Source organism: Streptomyces sp. HSW2009 (genome assembly GCF_040240285.1).
In the GTDB taxonomy this organism is placed as follows: Bacteria; Actinomycetota; Actinomycetes; order Streptomycetales; family Streptomycetaceae; genus Streptomyces.
In genome coordinates this window covers 1-21,316 of sequence record NZ_JBEHZD010000067.1, presented here as the reverse complement: position 1 = coordinate 21,316, position 21,316 = coordinate 1, and the positions used below count along the sequence as shown (strand labels likewise).

The 21,316-nt window shown below is 73.2% G+C and carries 18 protein-coding genes; 4 read left to right on the top strand and 14 right to left on the bottom strand.

What is annotated here, in order from left to right; all coding sequences use genetic code 11:
• Positions 1–385: 385 nt before the first annotated feature.
• A complete protein-coding gene (locus AAHZ94_RS08290; protein WP_349991794.1) occupies positions 386–1,924 on the bottom strand; it encodes a M1 family metallopeptidase in 1,539 nt (512 codons plus the stop codon).
• Between the two features lie 303 nt (positions 1,925–2,227).
• On the opposite strand from AAHZ94_RS08290, the gene AAHZ94_RS08285 reads away from it, so the two are divergent.
• Positions 2,228–4,318, top strand: a complete 2,091-nt coding sequence (locus AAHZ94_RS08285; RefSeq protein WP_502964604.1) for a Xaa-Pro dipeptidyl-peptidase — start codon at positions 2,228–2,230, stop codon at positions 4,316–4,318.
• On the opposite strand, the gene AAHZ94_RS08280 is transcribed toward AAHZ94_RS08285, so the two are convergent.
• Positions 4,248–4,919, bottom strand: a complete 672-nt coding sequence (locus AAHZ94_RS08280; RefSeq protein WP_349991792.1) for a hypothetical protein — start codon at positions 4,917–4,919, stop codon at positions 4,248–4,250. The genes AAHZ94_RS08285 and AAHZ94_RS08280 overlap by 71 nt on opposite strands.
• A gap of 218 nt (positions 4,920–5,137) precedes the next feature.
• On the opposite strand from AAHZ94_RS08280, the gene AAHZ94_RS08275 reads away from it, so the two are divergent.
• Both AAHZ94_RS08275 and AAHZ94_RS08270 read left to right on the top strand, forming a co-directional pair.
• Positions 5,138–5,770 (top strand): hypothetical protein, encoded by a 633-nt coding sequence (locus tag AAHZ94_RS08275; protein WP_349991791.1) that lies wholly within the window; start codon positions 5,138–5,140, stop codon positions 5,768–5,770.
• Positions 5,771–5,871: 101 nt separating this feature from the next.
• The gene (locus tag AAHZ94_RS08270) at positions 5,872–6,657 is read left to right on the top strand and encodes an alpha/beta fold hydrolase (RefSeq protein ID WP_349991789.1); all 786 of its coding nucleotides are present in this window, start codon (positions 5,872–5,874) and stop codon (positions 6,655–6,657) included.
• Between the two features lie 90 nt (positions 6,658–6,747).
• Here the strand turns inward: AAHZ94_RS08270 and AAHZ94_RS08265 are convergent, their stop codons facing one another.
• The 4 genes from AAHZ94_RS08265 to AAHZ94_RS08250 all read right to left on the bottom strand — a co-directional run bounded on the left by AAHZ94_RS08265 (position 6,748) and on the right by AAHZ94_RS08250 (position 11,594).
• Complete coding sequence (locus AAHZ94_RS08265) at positions 6,748–7,392, bottom strand: putative DNA-mimic protein (protein WP_349991787.1); 645 nt, start codon at positions 7,390–7,392, stop codon at positions 6,748–6,750.
• Between the two features lie 299 nt (positions 7,393–7,691).
• Entirely contained in the window at positions 7,692–8,564 is an 873-nt protein-coding gene (gene ygiD / locus AAHZ94_RS08260; RefSeq protein WP_349991786.1) for a 4,5-DOPA-extradiol-dioxygenase, read from the bottom strand.
• Between the two features lie 295 nt (positions 8,565–8,859).
• Positions 8,860–10,224 (bottom strand): hypothetical protein, encoded by a 1,365-nt coding sequence (locus AAHZ94_RS08255; protein ID WP_349991784.1) that lies wholly within the window; start codon positions 10,222–10,224, stop codon positions 8,860–8,862.
• Positions 10,225–10,781: 557 nt separating this feature from the next.
• Positions 10,782–11,594, bottom strand: coding sequence for a zinc ribbon domain-containing protein (locus AAHZ94_RS08250; protein WP_349991782.1), 813 nt, complete (start codon positions 11,592–11,594; stop codon positions 10,782–10,784).
• Positions 11,595–12,063: 469 nt separating this feature from the next.
• On the opposite strand from AAHZ94_RS08250, the gene AAHZ94_RS08245 reads away from it, so the two are divergent.
• A complete protein-coding gene (locus AAHZ94_RS08245) occupies positions 12,064–12,627 on the top strand; it encodes a hypothetical protein (RefSeq protein ID WP_349991781.1) in 564 nt (187 codons plus the stop codon).
• Positions 12,628–12,694: 67 nt separating this feature from the next.
• On the opposite strand, the gene AAHZ94_RS08240 is transcribed toward AAHZ94_RS08245, so the two are convergent.
• The 8 genes from AAHZ94_RS08240 to AAHZ94_RS08205 all read right to left on the bottom strand — a co-directional run bounded on the left by AAHZ94_RS08240 (position 12,695) and on the right by AAHZ94_RS08205 (position 20,869).
• A complete protein-coding gene (locus tag AAHZ94_RS08240; RefSeq protein WP_349991780.1) occupies positions 12,695–13,264 on the bottom strand; it encodes a phage tail protein in 570 nt (189 codons plus the stop codon).
• Entirely contained in the window at positions 13,261–15,222 is a 1,962-nt protein-coding gene (locus AAHZ94_RS08235) for a putative baseplate assembly protein (RefSeq protein WP_349991779.1), read from the bottom strand. Before AAHZ94_RS08235 ends, AAHZ94_RS08240 begins: the two co-directional genes overlap by 4 nt.
• Positions 15,222–15,656 (bottom strand): GPW/gp25 family protein, encoded by a 435-nt coding sequence (locus tag AAHZ94_RS08230; RefSeq protein ID WP_349991777.1) that lies wholly within the window; start codon positions 15,654–15,656, stop codon positions 15,222–15,224. The genes AAHZ94_RS08235 and AAHZ94_RS08230 overlap by 1 nt, the downstream gene beginning before the upstream one ends.
• The gene (locus AAHZ94_RS08225; RefSeq protein ID WP_349991776.1) at positions 15,653–15,973 is read right to left on the bottom strand and encodes a PAAR domain-containing protein; all 321 of its coding nucleotides are present in this window, start codon (positions 15,971–15,973) and stop codon (positions 15,653–15,655) included. The genes AAHZ94_RS08230 and AAHZ94_RS08225 overlap by 4 nt, the downstream gene beginning before the upstream one ends.
• A 34-nt stretch (positions 15,974–16,007) precedes the next feature.
• On the bottom strand, positions 16,008–17,831 hold the full coding sequence (locus AAHZ94_RS08220; RefSeq protein ID WP_349991774.1) for a VgrG-related protein: 1,824 nt from the start codon (positions 17,829–17,831) through the stop codon (positions 16,008–16,010).
• Positions 17,828–18,550, bottom strand: a complete 723-nt coding sequence (locus AAHZ94_RS08215; RefSeq protein WP_349991773.1) for a CIS tube protein — start codon at positions 18,548–18,550, stop codon at positions 17,828–17,830. Before AAHZ94_RS08215 ends, AAHZ94_RS08220 begins: the two co-directional genes overlap by 4 nt.
• Before the next feature lie 387 nt (positions 18,551–18,937).
• Positions 18,938–19,363, bottom strand: coding sequence for a phage tail protein (locus AAHZ94_RS08210; RefSeq protein WP_349991772.1), 426 nt, complete (start codon positions 19,361–19,363; stop codon positions 18,938–18,940).
• A 252-nt stretch (positions 19,364–19,615) separates the two neighbouring features.
• Positions 19,616–20,869: a hypothetical protein gene (locus tag AAHZ94_RS08205; protein WP_349991770.1), complete on the bottom strand. Its 1,254-nt coding sequence runs from the start codon at positions 20,867–20,869 to the stop codon at positions 19,616–19,618.
• Positions 20,870–21,316: the final 447 nt, after the last annotated feature.

Sequence of the window (21,316 nt, the reverse complement as noted above, 5' to 3'; positions counted from 1 at the left end):
CCCCTATAGAAACCCACGGTGTTGCTGCGGCAGCTTCTGATGGGTTTAACTGACTGAGGACGGGGGCTGAAGGCTGAGGGGCGGGGCGTGCGGGGTGTGTGCTCAGGCGGTGCGGAGCCGCGGGTGCTGGCGGCAGGCGCGGGGCGCCGTGAGCCACGCGGAGGCACCCGCGCCCACGGGAGGACCGCGCCTGACGCCGCCCACGGGCATGCCCGTACGGGCCCGTACGGCACACGCACGTCGGGGGGGGGGGGGGGGGGGGGGGGGGCGGGGGGGCGGGGGGCGGGCCGGGGGGGGGCGGGGCCCCGCCCGGCCGGGGGGGGGGGCGGCGGGGGCCGCCCCCCGACGGGGGGGGGGGGCCCCCGCGGGGCCCCCCCCGCGGCTGTCAGTGCTGGTGGCCGTGGTCGCCGTGGTCGTGCACCGAGTTGGTGGCCTGGATCTGCTTCCAGGACTTGGGCTGCTTCAGGGACGCGGTCGCCGAGGGGGCGGCGGACGCCTTCGCGCTGCGGGCGATGCCCGCCTCGTGGGCGACGCCGGTGGCCGGCTTGCTGTCGGTGTACAGCCACGTGTCGAAGAGCTCGGCCAGCGGCTTGCCCGACGCCTTCTCGGCGAAGTGGACGAAGTCCTTCACCGAGGCGGTGCCGTACTTGTTGGCGGTCGGCCAGTCCTTGAGGATGGCGAAGAAGTCCTCGTCGCCGATCTCGTTGCGCAGCGCCTGGAGGGCGATGGCGCCCCGGTCGTAGACGGCCCCGTGGAACTGGTTGTCCGGGCCCGGGTCGCCCGGCTTGACCTGCCAGAACGGGTCATCGGCCGGGTGCTGGTCGTAGGCGTACTGGGCCAGCTCCTGCGCGGTGCCCTCGCCCTCCTTCTCGGACCACAGCCACTGGCTGTAGCGCGCGAAGCCCTCGTTGACCCAGATGTCCTTCCAGTCCTTGAGGGAGACGCTGTCGCCGTACCACTGGTGGGCCAGCTCGTGCACGACGACCGAGACGTTGCTGCCCCGGTCGAACGCCTTCTTGCCGTAGAACGGGCGGGTCTGGGTCTCCAGCGCGTACCCGGCCGGCACGTTCGGCACGTACCCACCGACCGAGTTGAACGGGTAGGCCCCGAAGACCGTCTCCAGCCACTCGGTGACCTCGGTGCTGCGCTCGATGCTCGCGCGGGCCGCGCCGTCGTTGGCGCCCAGGTCCTTGCTGAAGGCGTTGATCACCGGCAGGCCGGAGGCCGTGGTGTCCTTGGTGATGTCGAACTTGCCGATGGCGAGCGTGGCCAGGTAGGTCGCCTGCGGCTTGTCCGAGCGCCAGTTGTAGCGGGTCCAACCCAGCTTCGACGACTCCGAGACCAACTCGCCGTTGGAGATGGCCTGGGTGCCGTCCGGCACCGAGACGGAGACGTCGTACGTCGCCTTGTCGGTCGGGTGGTCGTTGCCGGGGAACCACCAGGCGGAGCCCTCGGGCTCCTGCGCGATGACCCCGCCGTCGGGCGTACGGGCCCAGGCGGTGAAGCCGTCGATGGCCAGCTCGGAGGGCTTGCCCGCGTACCGGACGACGACCGAGATCTGCTTGCCCTTGGCCAGCGGCGTGGCCGGGGTGACGACCAGCTCGTGCTTGCCGGCGGTGCTGAACGACGCCTTCTTGCCGCCCACCCGCACCTCGCTGACGGGCAGTCCGAAGTCCAGGTTGAAGCTGGTCAGGTGCTGCTTGGTGGTGGCGATCAGGGTCGCCGTGCCCTCAAGGAGGTCGGTCTTCGGCTGGTACTTCAGCCGCAGGTCGTAGTGCGAGACGTCGTAGCCGCCGTTCCCGCTCTCCGGGTAGTAGCTGTCACCGACGCCCGGGGCGCCCGGAGCGGGCTGTGCGGCCGATGCCGGGATCGCCAGCAGCAGGCAGGCGGCAACCGCGCTCGGGGCGAGGAATCTGTAGCGCACGAGTCCTCCAACTCAGTCAGTGCGGATCAGTGCAGAAACGATCAGTCCTGGTCAGGAACGATGACCGGTGAGATGGCCACGACCTTATGTATTTCTGACCGGAAGGGACATGTCCATGGCGCTCACTGTCATGTGATCGACATGCGCCAGACGTAGATCACTCCTGTCGCACCGGGCCAAACCGGACCCGCGCCCTCTTCTGTCCGTGCCGCCACTCGCGCTACCGTCCGCCCCGTGCTGAATCGTCAGCGGGGCACCCGCATCCAGTGGACGACGCTCATATTGGCGGTCGTGACCGCCCTGATGACCTCACTCGCCGCCACGGCCACCGCACAGGGCAGCCGTACGGCGGACGGGGCCAGACCCGGCGATCCGAGCCGGCCGAGCTATTCCTACGCGGACGCCGTCCGGGAGTCCGTCTGGGTGGACATCGGTCTCGACCTGGACCGCGACGGCCGATCCGACCGGGTGGCGGCCGACATCGTGCGGCCCGGCGAGGCCGCCCGCCAGGGCCGTAAGGTCCCGGTGATCATGGACGCCAGCCCGTACTACTCGTGCTGCGGGCGCGGCAACGAGAGCCAGAAGAAGACCTACGACAGCGCCGGCACCGCGGTGCAGTTCCCGATGCACTACGACAACTACTTCGTGCCGCGCGGATACGCCGCCGTCCTGGTCGACCTGGCCGGCACCAACCGCTCGGACGGCTGCGTGGACATCGGCGGTCCGTCCGACATCGCATCGGCCAAGGCCGTCGTGGAGTGGTTGAACGGCGCCGGCACCGCGTACACCAGCCGCACCGGCACCACCAAGACGGCCGCGACCTGGAGCACCGGCGCCACCGGCATGATCGGCAAGAGCTACGACGGCACCATCGCCAACGGCGTCGCCGCCACCGGCGTGCCCGGCCTGAAGACCATCGTGCCCATCGGCGCCATCTCCTCCTGGTACGACTACTACTTCGCCAAGGGCGCCCCGTACTTCAACGGCGGCCCCGACGGGCTGGCCCGCGGCGTGGAGAGCGCGGGTTCGGCGGCGCGCTGCGGCGCGGTCAAGGACGAGTTGGTGCGGGGCGCGCCGCGCACCGGCGACTGGACCTCGCTGTGGACCGCGCGCAACTACGTGCCGGACGCCGGCAAGGTCAAGGCCAGCGTCTTCGCCGTGCACGGCGGCCAGGACCTCAACGTGCGGATGAACCACCTGGGTCAGTGGTGGGACGCGCTGTCCAAGGCCGGCGTCGAGCGCAAGATCTGGCTGACGCAGGCCGGGCACGTCGACCCGTTCGACATCCGCCGCGCGGAGTGGGTGAAGACCGCCCACCGCTGGTTCGACCACTACCTGCTGGGCGTCGACAACGGCATCGAGCGGGAGCCGATGGCCGACATCGAGCGCGAGGTGGACCGCTGGACCACCGACGCGACCTGGCCCGCCGCCGGCACCCAGGCCACCACCCTGCGCCCGCGCAGCGGCACGACGCCCGGCGTCGGCGAACTCGGCACCGTCCAGGCCACCCCCGGCAGCACCGAGACCTTCACCGACGACCCGCGGCAGAGCGAGGCCGACTGGGCGGCGGCCGTCGACCAGCGCACCGCGGCCAAGGTCGCCTTCACCACCCGGCCGCTCGCCCGTGACCTGCGGGTCTCCGGTTCGGCCAAGGTCCGGGTCACCGCGACGCCCAGCACCCGTTCGGCGCATCTGACGGCCGTTTTGGTGGACGTCGGTCCGGACACCATCCGCAACTACACCGGTGCCGGCGAAGGCATCACCGACCTCACCACCCGCAGTTGCTGGGGTGAGAGCAGGACCGGCGACAGCGCCTGCTTCCTGGACACCAGGGCCGACACCCGCCGGGTGGGTTACACCGTCTTCAGCCGCGGCTGGGCCGACCTCGGCAACCACGCCGACGACCACACCGGCCGCCCGCTGACCCCGGGTCAGTCGTACACCATCACCCTGGACCTGGCCGCCAGCGACCACGTCCTCAAGGCCGGGCACCGGCTCGCGCTGATCGTCGCCGGCACCGACCGCGGGCTGATCACGGCCCCGAACAGCACCCCGCGGCTGACCGTGGACCTCGCCAGGACCAGTGCCGAAGTACCGCTGGTGGGCGGCGCGCCGGCGCTGGTGCAGCGGCCGGCCGCGGCCCGCGCGCCGGGGGGGGGGCCCCCCCCGGCCCCCCGGGCGGGGGCCGGGCCCCCCGGCCCCCCGCCCCCCCCCCCCCCCGCCCCCCCCCCCCCCCCCCTCGTTAGCAGGCTGGGCCAAACATCCAAGTCGGTACGGGACGGGTCAGGCCGGTCGGGCCGGCCGGGGACGGGAGCGTACGGGGTCAGAAGGCGCGGGGGCCGGAGTCCGTGGCGCGGATCGGGGTGCTGGCGCCGGACGGCTCCTCGCCCTTGAACACCGTTTCGCACGCGTACGACGTCTGCGTGTTCAGGGGGACCAGCGCGACCTCGGGGATGTCGTTGCAGAGGGCGTACTCGATGCTGCCCTTGTAGTTTCCGAAGAGGAGCTTGGCCACGCCCTCGCGGGTGAGGATGCCCTTCGTCGGAGTCGCCTGGTACTCGACCGAGTTCAGGAGGGCCTTGTCGCCGATGGTGACCTGCCAGTCGATGCGCTGGCCGGCGAAGGTGGTGGAGCAGGTGACGGTGGTTCCCTTCTTCGACTCGATGCCCTTCGGGCACTGACCGGTGGTCTTGCCGTCCACGCCGGCCATGGCCAGCGTCCGCTTGCGCAGTTCGTGGGTCAGTTGGTCGGAGAACGGCGCGGTGTCGGGCGGGGCCGGGAGCTCCTGCGGGTCCTTCCCACGGGGCTGGTCGAGCCGCTGCTTCAGCGCGGGCTTGGCCTGCTCCGACTTCTCCGCCTTCTTGTCCTTGCCGCCGTCCTCCGACCCGCCGCATCCGGTCGTCGCCGCCAGACACAGCAGCGTGACTGCGGCGAAGGCCACCGTCCCTGACCGGCGGAACGGGCGCGTGGGCTGGCTGTTGTGCGCGTGCTTCATGGTGCCGTTTCTCTACAAGTTGCCTGATGGGGAACGGAGACAGGGTACGTTCCGGCGGCGCGGCCTCCGCTGTGCGTACGGGCCCGGGCCCGCGAGACCGGGCCCGGGCGGGCCGGCCGCCGGACGAGTACGGGCGGTCCCGCACCCGGCAGTGGGTGCTTCTCCTAAGGTGACTTCGTACGCCAAGTACCGCCGCCGACCACGACGAGAGGAACAGCGTGGCAACGTCCGGGCCGACCGAGACCGCCGGAGTCACCCAGGAGGACGCGAAGCAGCGGCAGGCCACCTTGGCCAGAGCGCTGAACTCGCTGCTGTGGGCGGTGGGGATTCCGGTGGCGATGGTGCTGGGCGCGTTCCTCGCCAAGGTCACCTGGACCTGGCTCGGCGTCGGCGTCATGGTCGTCGTGGGCTTCCTCGTCCCCGCGCTGGTCGGCAGCTTCTGGAACCGGGCCGGGGCCGCAACCCTGGCCACCGTCGCCGTGGCCGCGCTCGGCATCGGGGTGCCGCACGTCCTGCACGAGACGTACGCCAAGCAGTACGGCGACAAGGTCGACGCGCTGGTGGTCGACACCGCCAACTACGGCAACTCCGTCCGGGGCAAGGACCGCTACGTCTGCCGGGTGGTGGACACCTCGGGGAAGGTCCAGGACCTGACACAGTTGGAGAACTGCCACGGCCAGTTCAAGCGGCGCCAACACATCGTCCTGTACAAGGACCCGCACGGCTTCTTCGCCCCGTGGGCGGAGGCCACCGACGGCCGCGGCTTCGACCCGATCGGCGTGCCGGTGGCCATCGGCCTGTTCGCCGCCACCTTTGGCACGGTGCTCTACGGAGGGTTGCGGCGGCGCTGAGCCCACGCTGAACCGATGGCGGGGCAGGGCGCGCGAGGGTGTGGCAGCCAGCCACCCGTAAACGGTTGGCACGTGCACGGGCGCCCTGCGAACATCTGCGGATGCACGTACTCGCCGACGACCTCGGCCACCTCTCGTACACCGTCGCCGGCGAAGGGCCGCCCGTCGTGCTCGTGCACGCGGGCATCGCCGATCACCACATGTGGGACGCGGTGGTGCCGACCCTGGCGGAACGGCACACGGTCATCACGTACGACCTGCGCGGTTTCGGCCAGTCCGCGCCACCGAACGGGCCCTTCAGCGAGACGGACGACCTGCGCCGCCTCCTGGACCACATCGGCCACGAACGGGTCCGGCTGGTGGGTGCGTCCTGGGGTGGTCGGGTGGCCGTGGACTTCACCCTGACCCACCCGGGCCGGGTGCACTCGCTGGCCCTGTTCGCCCCGCCGTGGCCCGGATACGACTGGTCCGCGGAGATGGTCGCGTACGACACGGCCGAGACGGAGGCGCTGGCCGCGGGTGAGTTGGACGCCGCCGTCCGGGTCAACCTGGACATGTGGCTGCGCGGGCCCGCTCGCGGCTGGGACGAGGTCGCCCCGGGCCTCGTCGATGCGGTTCGCGGCCCGCTGCGGACCTCGCTCGTCAACCAGCCGGCGCTGGAGGCGCACGGGCAGGACGGCGCCGATGGGGACGTCGCCACCATCGCCGTACCCACCCTGGTGGGCATCGGCGGGCTCGACGTCGCCGACTTCCAGGACATCGGCCGCCGGTACGCGACCCGGATTCCCGGCGCCACCCTGGTCGAGTTCGCCACCGCGGGCCACCTCATCCCGCTGGAGGCACCCACCGAACTCCTGGCGGCACTCGGCCCGTTTCTTGCCCGCTAGCCGCGGCCGGGCGGCGGCCCGCCCTGCCGCGCGCTGGCCCCCGCTTCCTGCCTGGCCGCGGGGGTGTGCGCGGTCAGCCAGGGGCCGCCCTCACGCGAAGACGAGGGCCGAACCGGTGGCGAGGGAGTGCCGGGCGGCGGCCATGAGCTGGAGACAGCCGAAGGACTCCACGCCGTACCGCTGCCAACCCTCGGCCGCCGGCTCCACGGCGTCGGCCGCGTCGGCGACCTCCTCGCCGTCGGGGTCGAGATCCTCGGGCAGGCCGAGCGCATCGGCGAGCCTGCCGACCTCGGCCAACAGCCGCACCGAGGAACCGAGGTAGCCGCCCCGCGCCCGGTCGTCGACGATGACGGGCGCGAAGTCCACCGGGAGGTAGTAACCCTCGCAGTCGGAGTGGTGGATCAGGTGGTCGAAGGGGCCCGGCGGATCGCTGGGGGCCCTCTCGTACGCCTGGCGCAGGAGGGGGTCTTCGGAGGCGCGCCGGTCCGCACCGAGTGGCTCCGGTAGCCGCCCGTCCGCCGCCAGGTGAACGGCGATCCGACGCAGCGCGTGCAACCCCGAGTAGCCCCACATCTCGAACTCCGCGCCCTGCCCCGCACCCGACGCGGGCTCCGCCCACGGGCCGACACCCGCCTGCGTCAGCAACTCACCCAGTACAGGGCTGTCGGCGCGGACCAGGTCGGTGAAGTCGTCGCCGGCATACCCGAGCACACCCACGACTAGCTGCAAACCCATGCCCCGATCCTGCCAGGGCCGGTGTGCGGGGTGTGCACAGGGTGGGAGTCGGGGTGTGCTGAGGGTGGGAGCAGGGTGTGACGGGGGCGCGGGACGGGAGACGGACCGGCAGGTCGGCGGCCGGTACGCCGTGGTGGACGCCGCACCGGCACGCCGTGTCACACCGGGGCGGTTGCCGCGCGGTGTGACAGGGGCGCCGGGGACGTACGGGCAGCCAGCCGCCGACGTACGGGCGTTCCGATACGGGCCGCCAGCCGCCAGCCGCCAGCCGCCAGCCGCCAGCCGCCAGCCGCCAGGCGTCAGGTGTTGGTGGCGTCGGCGGGGACGCCGTCGGGCAGGGCCGCCGCGGCGCCAGAGCCGCCGGCCTGGTCGGGGCAGGTGACGCCGAGGGTGTAGGCGGTCATGGAGATGGAGCCGTAGGTGTAGCCGTCGATGAGGACGTCGGCGCTCTGCCCGGATGCCGCTGCGAGCCCGGAGAGGTAGAGCAGCGGAATGAAGTGGTCGGGGGTGGGGGCAGCGGCGGCGAAGTCCGGGTGGTGCTGGAGGCTGAGGCTGTCGCCGGGCTCGTCGCGCATCAGGTGCCGGGCGCTGTCGTCGAACCGCTCCGCCCACGCGAAACCGCTCTCGGGCCGGCCCCAGTCGATGCCCCCGAGGTTGTGGACAACGTTGCCGCTCCCGATGACCAGGACCCCGGAGTTACGCAGCGCGGCCAGCTTGGTGCCGAGTTCGAAGTGGTATTCCAGCGGCTTGCTGGCATCGATGCTGAGCTGGACGACGGGGATGTCGGCGGCGGGGAAGGCGTGCACGAGCACGGACCAGGTGCCGTGGTCGAGCCCCCAACTCTCGACGTCGGCACCCACCCAGGTCGGCTTGACCGCGTCGCTGACCTCCTCGACCAGCCCCGGCAGCCCGGGGGCCGGGTACTGGACGTCGAAGAGCTGCTGGGGGAACCCGTAGAAGTCGTGGATGGTGCGCGGCCGGGGCATCACGGTGACCGCACTGGCGTGGATGTACCAGTGGGCGGAGACCACCAGGATGGCGCGCGGACGCGGAACGGCCCGGCCGAAGGCCGCCCAGGCGGCGGTGTAGCGGTTGGCGTCGATGGCGTTCATCGGGCTGCCGTGGCCGAGGAACGCGGCCGGCATCAGATCGGGGGTGGTGGGGGCCGTCACGGGCATCTCCTGTGGGGTCGAAACGGTCGGCGCCTGCCGGGAAACGGCCAGGCCGGGGCGACCTTCCCGGACGTGTGCGCGTCCACTCACCTGATCAGCCGTGAGTAGTGGATCGGTCCCATTCACCCTATATCGAGCCTGCTGGGCGGAGTGGGGAGCACCCACGGTGTGGGTGCTTGGTCGGACACACACCCACCCGTACGCGCTGCGGGACCAGGGCCCCGAGCTGTCTCGCCTCGACCGAGGGACCACGGCGCGGCTGCGGCCAGTACGGCGCGGTGGGGGAGCGGGTGGGTCAGGGAGCGGGGTGGTTGGCGAGCCAGTCCTGGAGCTCGCGGTGCCGGAACTGGTACGCGGTGCCCGCGGTGCGCATGATGCCGACCTGGGTGGCCCAGTGCAGGAACCGGCCCAGCCGCCAGGGAAGTTGGTTGCGCCCGAAGCGGGTGAAGAGCAGGAAGACGGTGTAGCGCACGCTGGCGGGCACGCTCGCCAGGCCGACGGTGACGGCGGCCAGTGCGCCGGCGAGCGGCACGAAGAGCGTGTACCCCAGGCTGGCGTCGAGCACGGTGGAGAGGTCCACGGTGGTCAGGAACGCATTGGACGTGCCGAGTGCCACGACGATGACCAGGGTGACGGCGAGGGCGACGACCAGGTCGTCACGGATCAGCCGGCGCGGGTCCCCGACCTCCGAGACCTCCCGGCGGAACAGCCCGCTCACGAGCCCGAACAGAAAACCGGCCGGCAGTCCGAAGAACACGCCGACAGCGGTCAACATGGGCACGACGTCGTGCTCCCAGGTCCAGGCCCAGTCCACTTCGCGAACGGTCCTGTTGTCCAGGCCGTTGGAGGTGTTGATGATCAGCAGGATCGTCGCCCCGACGGCAGCCGCGACCAGGAACCCGACGAGGGTGCCGCCCACGAGCCAGACCAGGGCGCGGACCCAGTCCCGGGGGCGGCGCAGCGCGGGTGGGTCCAGCCGGTGCGGCTGCGGCCACACCCGGACGCACGCCTGGACACACCCGAAGAGCACGATCGGCGCCGTGAGGGCCAGCAGGTAGAGGAAGAGTTCCTGGTCGGGGAGGTGCCTGAGCCCCGGGTAGTCCTCGACATCCGCCGGCAGGAAGCGCATGCCCACCGCGATGACCAGGCTGACGACCACGAGGTAGAGCAGGACCTGCGCCATGCGCAGCCGTCGGTTGCCGGCGAGTGGCCACAGTTCGTGGGGGACGAGGTCGATGCCCGACAGCGCGCGACCGCGGATCACCCGGCCACCCCCCATGTTGTCTTCGAGGTGGCGGGCCAGGACGTGCAGTCGGGCGTGCACCTGGGGCCTGTCCATCGCACCGGGCGGCGGGACGCGGTCGGTGGCGGCGTGGTGGAGGAACAGGTCGACGAGGTGGTCGCGCACCGCCTCCGGGCTGGCGAGTGCGGGATCGAGCAGGTCGCCGGGGGCGCGGGGGGACTCTTCGGCGCCCGGGTCGTGCCGTTCGTAGAGGGAGACGGCCATCGTCAGGCGCCACGGCGTCGACAGCCCCTCGGAGAGCGGGCCTTCGGGGTCGGTGTCCAGTACCCGGAGTACGTCGAGCCACCGGGCCGGGTCCTTGGTGTGGCCGCAGATGAAGGCGCTGGCCCGGGCCGCGCTGACGGGGGTGATCTCCACCCTGGCGGTGTCGCGGGCCGCAGCGTGAACGGCACGTCGATCGGGGTGCCGACGTCCCCGATGAGGCGGGTGCGTTCCCTGGTTTCGGCGAGGGTGACCTGGCGGGCCAACAGCGCCGCGAGGGCGGTCGTGTCCGGGGTCTGCACCCGCAGGGTGCGCAGGGCCATGTGCGCGGACCACAGGGCCACGAGCAACCCCGGCAGTGCGATCAACAGGCTCGTGCCGTCCAGGGCGCTCTCGCCCGGCCGCTGTGTCACGAGCCAGATGGCCAGGGCGGCGAGACACCCCGCGCAGAGGATGCCCCACAGCCAGTTGGCGTGCCTCCCGTTGCCTTCCATGGGCCAAGGAGTACCACTGTGGGAGGGGCCCCACCGGCCTTTGGCGTACGGCGGCGAGATCTCGCGCCCGCGGCGGTCGCAGTCGCCCGCGCACCTGCGGGGAAGCCGGCCGCCGCCCGGGTCCCGGTGGCTGACGTACGCCGTCGCCGCGCCCTCACCTGCCGAACCGCGGGGACGCAGCGGTCCCGCGGGCCGGCCCCGCCGTGGGGCGCGGATCGCTCACTTGCGTTTGAAGAACTCGACCTCCGCCAGGGCGATGTGCCGGCCCGCCGTCAACCCGGCCGGGTTGGTGAGGGTGAGGCGGACGGTCGTGACGTCGCTGATGCCCATCGGCATCGACTGCGGACCCGCCTTGTCGTTCAGGGTGAGGGTCTTGCGGACCACCTGGCCGTCCCGGGTCGTCGCCGCCAACTCCATGCGCAGTGCGCGGCCCTGGCGGGCGTACTCCTCGGCCGAGTTCGCGGCGCCGTTGGTGATGATCAGCTCGTACAGCCGGAACGGCTTGGCGAAGGTGTACGTGATGCTCGCGCCGGCGGCGGGCACACCCCAGTAGCGGTTGCGCAGCCCGTCGGTGGTGTTGCCCGCCGGGTGGCCGGGGAGCTGGGCGGTCGCCGACGTGTGCTGCGGGCTCAGCGGCTTGGGCTTGCCCAACTTGTCGCGGGTGTCCTCGATCAGATGGCGCCCGGCCGGCAGCAGCAGATAGCCGCCGACGCACAGCGCCGCGACGACGGTCAGCGTCACCAGCAGCCGCACCAGCCGCCCCGAACGCGCCCGGCCGCGCCGGCGCAGCGGCCACAGCGTCCGCCACCAGGGGAGCGGGGCCGGCGCGGCGGCCCGGGCCAGCGGTGCCGCGCACCGGCTACAGAACTTGCGGTGCGGCGGGTTGGGTGTGCCACAGGCCGGGCAGGGTGTGCCGGTCGCGGGTGCGTCGGGTGTGACCGGACGCACCGTGGGGCGGGGCGCGACCGCCTTGCCGGGCTTGACCGGCTTGGGGGCGTCGTCATCGGGCCTGGCCGCGGACGCGGGCCGCACCGGCGGTGGCTCCACCGGGCCTGGCATGCGTGCGGGTGGCTGTGCAGGCGGCTGCGCGGGTACGGGGGCGCGGCCGGTGGGGTGCGGTCCGTCCGCGGCGAGTGTGCTGGTCGCCGGTGGTGTGGTGGACGGCGGTGCGGTGGGCGGGGGTGTCGGTGGGGTGGCTGGGGCTGCGGGGGTGGGCGGGGTCGCTGGCGGCCTTCGTGGTGGGTCCGTGCGCGCTGCGGGCCTGCCGGATCGGTCGTCCCGCGGCGCGGCCGGTCGAGCGGGCCCGGCGGCGTTCAGTGCCGGTGGGTCTGTGTCCGGGGTGGGACGGCCGGGAGCCGTGGGGGGAGGGGGAGCTGTCGCGGGCGCGGTGGTCGGGGTGGCTGGAGTTGCCGCGCTGCCGTCCGGGGCTGCGGAGCCCGCGGCGTCGGCCGGACCTGACGGGGCGTCACCCTCCGCGCGGGGAGCTGCTGGGTGGGACGCCGTGCGGTCCGCGGCGCTGGCCGTGTTCGCCCTGCCGGTCGCGTTCGCCCTGCCGGCGGAGTTCGCCCCGCTCGTGGTGTTCGCCCCGCTCGTCTCGTCGGCGGTGTTCGCCCGGTTCGCCCCGCTGGCGGAACCTGCCACGCCAGCGGTGCCGGTCGCGCCGGCCGCACCGCTCGTAGGGGCCGTACCACTCGTACTGGTCCCACCGGCCGCGCCACTCGCCTCGACAGTGCCGCTCGTACCGCCTGTGCCGCTCGTACCCCCCGTGCCATCCGCCTCGGCCGCGCCCGCCGCACCGCTCGCACTGGCCGTGCCACCCGTACTGCCCGTACTGCCCGTGCCAGCCGTACTACTCGTACTAGCCGTGGCACCCGCGTCGCCCGTACTGCCCATCCGGGTCGCACCGTCCGCGCCAGCCGTACCGCTCATGCCACCCGCGCCGCCGGCGCCACTCGTACCCCCCACGCCACCCGTACCATCCACGCCACCCGTACCATCCACGCCGGCCGCACCACTCGAACCGCCCGCACCCGTCGTCCCGGTCGTCGTCGACCACCCCAAGTAGTTGCCGCAGTTGCCGCAGAAGTCCTCGTCTGCCTCGTTGGGGGACCCGCAGGCCGGGCACGCACGCCTCACGTTGAGCCTCCCTCGGCCGTCGGTGGTCCGGGCAGGACCGCCACGCGGCACCGTGTGTGGACCGGGCACAGGGCCCGTACGAGTTCTTCGACGCGCTCCACGTCGACCGTCGCCGCCTCCAGCGGCCAGACCCGGACCACGATCTCGGCGGCCGGTGGCGGAGGCAGTTCCGACTGTGCCGTGCGCGACCAGACCGCGGCGCCGTCGCCCCGTACGTCCGCGCCCACCCCTAGGACCAGGCGCAGCGCCTGTGTGAGTCCCCGTCGGGTGCCCCGGCTGCGGTGCAGTTCCAGGGCCCGCATCGTCGCCTCGCGGCGCAGTTCCAACGGCCAGCGCGGGTCGTCGTCCCAGCCGATCCAGGACGCCAACCAACCCAGGAAGTCGGCCGGGGTCAGCCGCGGGTCGAAGTAGGCGGGCAGGTTGTCGAGCGTGGCGAACACGGGGGCCAGCACCGTGTCGAGGCCGGCGGTGAACCGTTGGGCCAGGTCGTCTTCGGCGTACAGGGCGGGCAGGTGTGCCCCGATCGGATGCCGGCTGCGCAGGCCGGGCACGGCGTCGCGGGTCACGGCCGGTCCTGCGGTGCGGCGCCGGTCACGACCACCTGGTGCCGGTAGGAGAAGACCAGCGCGCCCGGCCCGATGTCGATGCGGTCGACGGGGGAGCCGCGCCGGCCCGTGATCGGATCGGCCGCGAACATCCGGATCTCCTCCACCAGCACGTCTCCCACGGCGCGTTGGACGACGCCGAACACCTCGCCGTACTGCACCGGCCGCCCGAACGGCCAGCCGTCGCCCGCCGGGCCGCCGTGCAGCGGATTGAGGTAGCGGAACAGGGCGGCGAGCGCGGCGTCGCGCACCGCGTCGGGCTCGGAGCCGGGGCGGGCCGACAACCGGGCCACCACGGTGACGCCCTGGTAGACCGGTGGTTCGACGACCAGTCGGGTGCCGATCAGGCGCGCTTCGTCCAGTGCGCCCGTCACCGCCCGCAGGACCTGGTCGCTCGGGACGAGCTGCTCGAAGCGGAGCTGGTCGCCCTCGTCGGCGACCGCGTCCGGCACCACGAGGACCCGGACCGCGCCTCCTTCGTCGGCCGCCGGCAGGCACCGTACCCGGCGCAGCGAAGGCGCCGCCTGCCGGGCGATGATCTCGTGGTCGTCGGCGGTCACCGCACGCCCCTGGGTGCGCAGTGCCCGCGGTGCGCGGAGCCTGGCGTCCGCGACGGTCTCCCCGGCGACCCCGCCGCGCGCCGCCTCGCGGTTGCCGCCCTCGGCCCCGTACGGCACCGAGCTGCGCAGCACGGTGATGGCGCCCCGGGCCCCGTTGCCCTGCGGGCCGCCGCCGGTGCGGTAACTCGCCACCCGGACGTGTGCGCCCTTGGGCGGTACGGCGCCACAGGCGCGCAGCGTGCCGTCGGCCTCGCGCAGCGCGGGGGCGAAGGTGAACCTGCCGGTGGTGGCGTCCACTTGGACGTGCCGGTCAGTCGGCCCGGAGCGGCCGAAGTCATCGACGACGTCCCAGCGCTGCCAGCCGTCGGCCGATGACACCTCCACCACCGGCGGCGGCCCGTCCAGCAACACCGGCGGGCGGTCCAGCCGGAAGGACTGCCCCGCGACCCCCTCGGAGGTGCCCAGTGGCGCATCGGTCACCGTCTCGGCGTGCTCCACCGTCATGGTGCCCCCGATCGTGAACACGGCCGCCTCCCGCACCGTGGGCGACACCGAGTAGAAGGGTTGGCCGGGTTCGGGCTCCACGACCCGGCAGCGCAGCCAGCCGCCCCGTACCCCGCCGACCACCGAAGCGGTGTGCCCGGCCGGCACGTACACGATGACCTCGCCCGGCCGGTTCAGGCCGCCCGTGGTGTCCGTGCCGGTCTCGCAGCGCTGCCAGCGACCGCCGTCCCACGCCTCCCACGCCAGCGGCGGCTGCCGCGGGTCCACGCCCACACCCTCGACGCGGCTGTCCAGGCGCACCGCCACCACGCACCGCGGCACCGCCGTCGGCAGTCCGAACAACAGCGCGTCACCCGGCTCGGGCGCCGCCTGGAAGCAGGGCACGTCCAGCGCCTCGGCCAGCGCCGCGGTCCGGTCACTCTGCTCGCCGGTGCGCTCCACGGTCACCAGGCGGGTCAACTCGCTCGGGACGATCCGGAGTTGCTCGGTGGTGGCGAAGACCACGGCCTCCTCCGTCTCGCCGGCCGCGGTCGTCACCTCGGTGCCGGCGGCCAGCACCACCGTCTCCGGCTGTGGCGCGGACAGCCAGAAGTCGACCTCGGCGCTGGCGGCCCCGGGTGGGAACAGCCGGATGTCCAACAGGTCGAGGAAGGCCAGGTAGTTCTTCTCCGGCACCCGGTTCAGCCGGTAGAGCAACTGGTCCACGAGGTAGGCGAAGGTTTCGATCAGGGTGACGCCGGGGTCGGAGACGTTGTGGTCGGTCCACTCGGGCGCGCGCTGCTGCACGTACCGCTTGGCCTCGTCGACCAGTTGCTGGAAGCGCCGGTCGTCCAGGTTGGGAGAAGGCAGGGCCATCAGCTCGGGACCGTTTCCTCGGCGCCGTCGGCGGCGCCCTCGTCGGAGGGGATGGTGTAGAAGGGGAAGACCAGGTTGCGCCGGTCGTTGGTGGTGCGCACCGTGTAGTGCACGTCGATGTAGAGGGTGCCGGCCTGTACCGAGTCGAAGGCCACGCGCACCTCGCCCACCGTGATCCGCGGCTCCCAGCGCTCCAGCGCCTCGCGCACCTGCCCGGCGATGCGGCCGGCGGTGGCCCCGTCGCCGGGAGCGAACACGTAGTCGTGGATGCCGCAGCCGAACTCGGGCCGCATCGGGCGCTCCCCGGGCGCCGTGCCGAGCACGAGCCGGATGGCCTCCTCGATCTCGCGCTCCCGCTCGACCAGGGCGATGCCGCCGGTCGCGCCGACCCGCAGCGGGAAGGCCCAGCCACGGCCGATGAACGCGTCACTCACAACGCCCCTCCGATCTGCACGTTCACCGCGCCCATCAGGACCTGTGCGCCGCACGCCGTGGTGTCGCCCATCCGCGCTGCGGGCAGTCCGCCGATGAGGACCAGGCCGCCGGCCGCAGCCGCCGGCGACGGCAGGACGACATTGCCCGGGCCCAGGGCCGCGTGCGGCAGGAGCGGACACACGTGCAGGCTGCCCACGACCGCGGCCGGTTGGCCGCCGATCAGGACGCGGGCCACCGCCGCGGCGGCCGGGGGCGGTGGCGCGGTGATCCGACCGCCGTGGTTGGTGGGATCGCCGATGCGGGCTGCGGCAGGCATCTGGGACTCCTTGGGTGGGAGGGTACGGGGGCCTTCAGTTGATCCGGATGAGCTTCGCCTTGAGCACGCCGAGCAGCCCGCCGTCTACGGTGACCTGCGTCTTTCCCGACACGCCGACCCGGGCACCGTCGATGGAGACGCCCGTGGTGCCTTGGATGTCCACGGTGCGGCCCTTGACGGTCACCGACCCCTGCCCGGCGTCCAGCGTGATGCTCCGCCGGTCCATGACCAGGGAGGTCGCGACCCGTCGCCGCCCCGCGTACACCGTCACCTCGATCCGCTTGCGGCGGTCGTCCACGCGCACCTCAAGCCGTTCGTCGCCGGTCACCAGGCGCAGCCCCGACGGGCCGGGCGCCGGCGCGTCGAGCAACTCCACCCGGTGCCCTGAACGTGAGGCCACCGAACGCCGGTTGACCTTCCCGCTGGTCCGGTCGATCAGCGGTACGTCGTGCGGCGACGGCTTGTCCACGCCGTTGTACAGCCCGCCGATGACGTACGGGCAGTCCAACAGCCCCTGCTCGAAACCGACCAGCACCTCGTCGTTGACCTCGGGGCTGAACACGCCGCCCCCACCCTTGCCGCCCCACTGCACGGTGCGCACCCAGTCCGTCACGTACGTGCCGTCCAGCCAGGGGAACGTCAGGCGCACCGCGCCCCGCTCGGACCGGTTGGGTTCGCGGACGTCGGTGACCACGCCGATGGCCAGGCCCGGCATGCGCGGCCCGCGGGCGGGCGCGTTGGCGCCGGTCACCAGGCCGGCCACGGAACGGTCCGGGCTGGCGCTCACCCACAGGGTGGTCCGGTAGCCGCCGTGCGGTTCGAGCACGTGCTGCACCGCGGTCGCCGTGTAGCGGCCGGAGAACGCCTGGCCCACATTGCCCAGCGCGACCGGCTTGCCCGCCCGCAGCGCCGGGTTGCCCACCACCACCGCCTCCAACTCCGCGAAGCCCGCGCCGATCTGCTCCGCCGTGGCCCGGGCGACCGCCGTCGCCTCCGCCTGCGTGCGGTAGGGCGTGTCGGCGACGGTGACCTGTGCGGGCTTGCCGAACTTGGCGCCGCCCGGCGGCTTGAGACCCGGCGCCACCGCGCTGCTGACCACCGAAGGCTGCTCGGCGACCAACGGCCGCTTGGTGGTGGTGTTCCAGCCGCGCACCTGCACCTTCGCCGCCGCGTCGGCGACCGAGAGACCGGCGCGCAGCGCCAGCAGGTTGCTCCCGAACTGGAGCACCAGCGGGTTGGTCGCGGCCGAGGTGGACGGCGCGGGCGCGCCGGACGCCTTCAGCGGCCGGGTGAACTGGAGCAACCCCTTGTCGTCCACCCGCACTTGCGCACCGCTCTCGCCCGCCAGGTACTGGAGGAAGTCCCAGTCGGAGACGTTGGCCTGCGACACGTGCTGGTGGGTGATGGCGGGCGCCTGCACCTTCCCACAGGCCAGGCCGGCACCGGCGGCGACCTTGCGGACGATCGCCGCGGTCGTCATGTTCCGGTACGCCACCACCTTGCGGCCCCGCTGGAGCCGGTGGGCCTTGGAGTAGGCGCGCAGTACGGTGAACGCCCCGGTGCCGTCCTGGTCGAGCTCCAGGGCGGTGACCTCGCCACTGAACAAAAGTTCACGCGCCTGGTTCTGGGCGGTCACCACCGACACCCGCAGCGGGGAGCCGATGGTGATGCCGGTCGCGGCCAGGAACTCGTGCCCCTCGTCGCGGTAGCTGAGCGTCGCTGTGTCGGGCAGGCCCACGTTCTCGTCGACGACACAGCTCACCAGGCGCTCGGCCCAGTCCTTCGGCACCTCGGCGGGCGCCTCCACGATCGGGTCGGCCGTGAACGACCGGCCGCCGTGCGACTCGGCCGAGTTCACGACGCCTCCTCGCCTGCCGCGGTGCGCGCGGCAGGCACCACGACCTGACTGCCGGGCAGCAGCGCGAGCGGATCGTCGATGTCGTTGGCCTCCGCGATGACCCGCCAGGCCGTCGCGTCACCGTACTCGCGCCAGGCCAGCATCGCCAGGCTGTCACCCGCGACCACCGTGTGCGTCGTACGGGCCGTGCGCGCGCCGGAGGTGGGGTTCTGGCCCGGCGGGTCGGTGCTCGCCTCCTCGATGGAGAGCGAACAAGTGGCGCGCAGCGGCGTCCCGTTGACGTCGAAGAGGGTGTACGAGACCGACAGGTTCGACAGCACACCGTCGAAGGAGGTGGTGCGCGCCGTGCCCCACTCGAAGCGCACCCACGGGCTCGCGGGCTTCTTGCGGCCCAGGCTCTTCGGGGTCGGCACGCACGCCTTCATCAGCGTCTCCACGGCCCGCTCCACCGAGTCGTCGTGCTTGGCCGTCGCATCAAGGAAGACCTCCAGGCTCAGGGTGCGCGGCCCGCTGCCGACGAACTCGGGCATCGCCGACTGACCCGCCATCCGCGAGGGGGAGCGCCGCCACTCCGTGGTCTTGCCCAGTTGCAGCGTGCCGGGGTTGAACTGGAGGTTGAGCCGTGCGATCACCCCGCCGGGCTTGGCCCCGACGGCCGTCGGCGGCTCCTTGAGCGTGAGCTGGGCCCTGGCCCGGCTGGCACGGACCGCTGGGGACATGCTGTGCCTTCCTGTTGCGCGGCGGGTGTGCTCGCTGGTGGTGTTGGCTTGCTGCTTGCTGCTTGCTGCTTGCTGCTTGCTGAGTGGCTGGTGTCGCTGGTGGGTGGGTTGCTGGTTGGTTCGGCCTTGGCTGGTCCCGGTCGGGTGGCCGGTCTGGTCTGGCCCGGTCTCGATGGATGGGTGTCCGGTGGGTTGCTGGCAGGCCGGCCTCGGGCGGTGGTGGCCGAACGGCGTTGTGGGTGGGTGGCTGGTGGAGTCGGCTGGGCGGGTGGTCTGGCCTCGGCCGGTGGGTGGCTGGTCGGGTTGGCTGGGGCGGGTGCCGGGGGGTGGCTGGTCTGTCGGGCTCGGCGGGGGCGGTCGTGGGTGGGGTGGACCCGGGGGATCGGCTCAGTCGGGTGACAGGCCCTGGTGGGCGATCTCCAGCGTTTCGACCGCGGGTTGCGAGCTGCTCGGGTCGAACGACGGCCCCTGCCACCGCACGGGCACGATGCCGAACACCTGCCAACTGATGATCTTGGTCAGGTCGGGGCGGAGCGCCACGATCTCGCCGTCCTTGGCTTCGACGCGGCGCAGCGTCTCGTCGAGCCAGCGGCCGATCTTCGCCGTGTCGGCGGTGACTGGCCGGGTGAGGGTGATGTTCGACCAGCTCACCCGGCCGGGCAACTGCCAGGTGAAACCGTTGTTGCCACCCTCGGAGTAGCGCTCCATCTCGACCTCGGCACCCATGCCCGAGCAGGTGTGGAAGGCGCCGAGGTCATTGCCGCCGATGGCCAGGCGGAAGAAGACGCTCGTCGCGAAGATGCTGTCCGTCATAGGTCCCTCGGTCCCGTCCTCGTCCCGCTTCGATCGCTGGTGCTTGTTTGTTGCTTGTTGGCTTGTGCCTGCCGCCTGTTCCCTGTTGCTTGCTGCCTGTTGGTTGTTTGCGATGGCTGTTGGCTGGTTCCTGGTGCCTGGCCTCTTGCTTCCGGCTGTGTCGCCGGTTGCCCGAGTGGTCCGCGTAGGGGTGCCAGGTCCGTCGGCCCGGCGCGCCCGCCGGAAGGTGGCTCCTCAGCCGGGACCGCCTGCTCAGCGGCGCCCGTCGAAGGGCCGGCCCGACCGTTCGCGGCCCCGCCGTAACTCCGCGCGCAGCAGCCGCGAGACCGGGTCCAGCAGGCGCCTGGCCAACTCGTCCAGGTCGGTCCCCGGAGGCTGGCCCGGCTGGCCGCGCGCGGTGCCGGCGCCCTGCGCCGCGGCGAGTTCCTGGCGGGCCGCCGGAACCTCGCTGGTGGCGGCGCCCGGGCCGGGACCACCCTGCGGCGCGCCGTCCGGGGCACGCTGTACGGCCGGGGTCCCGCGCGGTCCCGACGGCGCGGACGGCCCCGTGGTTGCTGCCGTGGCCGGCGCGGTCGGGTACCGGGCGTGTACCGGCGGCAGGCCCGGTGCGTGTGCTGGGCCGCCGCTCGGTACGGGCCCGGCGGCGCCCGGGAGCTGCCCGGACGGCGCGGCGCGCGGCGCGGCCACGGGCAGTGGCGCCCACGACGGGACGGCGCCGGAGGCCACCGCCGTCCCCGGCAGGGTTCCCGGAGGACTCGGCCGTACGGGGCGGGGCGGGTCTGACGGGAGTCGCTGTACGGCCCCGGGCGGGGCGCCGGCCGACGTGGTGTGCGGGCTGCCCGGAGGCACCGGCGCGGCGGGTGTGCGCTGGAGGGCGTAAGGCACCTGCGCGGATGGTTGCGACCAACCTGTGCGTGTGGGTGTGGGTGTGGGTGTGGGTGTGGGTGCGTGGGTGGGTGTGGCGTGTGGGCTGGGCGAGGAGGGTGCGCCGGTGGGCGGTTCGGTCGGTCCCGATGGTGCGGCGCCGGGCCAGCGGGGCGTCACCACCGGGCGGGTGGCGCGGGGTGTCGGTGACGTCGCCGCGGCTGTCGGACGGAGGCCCGGCACCAGCGGACGGGCACCCAACAGGTGGACCGCGCGCGCCACCGGCACCCCGGGGCCGTCCGGGGCCCCGGCCTCGGCGCCGTCGCCGCGTACGGAACGGGCCACGACCAGCGGCATGGGCCCGCCGGCGCGCGGGGTGCCGGATCGCGGAGCTTCGGCCGCGGCCGTGCGCGGCGCACCGTGCGCGGCGCGGGACGGGTGAGCCTGCTGCGCCGCGTGGACGGCCCGGGTCTCGTGCGTCGTGCGGGCGCCGGGCCGGGGCGGTGTCACGTGCGGTGTGGGCGAGTTGGTGTCGGCCCGTGGCAGTCGACTGGCCGGTGCCGGGTGCGCCGGCGCCACCACGCGCTGGACGAGTGCGGGGGAGACCAGCACACCGTGCACCTGTTCCGTGGCGGGCGACACCGCCCCACCCTGCCGTGCTCCAGCCGCTCCCAACAGAGGCGCCTGCCCCACTCCGGCGGACGGGTCGCCCGAACGCGGCGCGCGGTCCTGCGCCGTGACGCCGGGAGAGCGATGCGGCGAACCAGGTTCCCTGGCAAGGGAGTTGCTGCCATCTTCGCGTACGGCACGTTGTGCCGGGGTCAGCCAGGCGGCGCTGGGAGGCAGCGCGGGCAGCGGTGCCCCGAGCCCGGTGCGTGGCTGGCCCGGGTGTGAGGGGTTGGAGCGGTACGGGGCGGAGCGTTCCGCCGCGTTCGGGGAGCCGGGGGAGGGCTGGGTCGGGGAGGCGTCGCCGCGGCCGGGGGTCCCGGGGTGGGGCCGCCGCCCCCGGGCGGTGTGGGGGGCGGGGTTTTGTTTAAACCCCACCCCCACACGACTCCCACCACCGAGCCAGCCCCACCATCACCACGA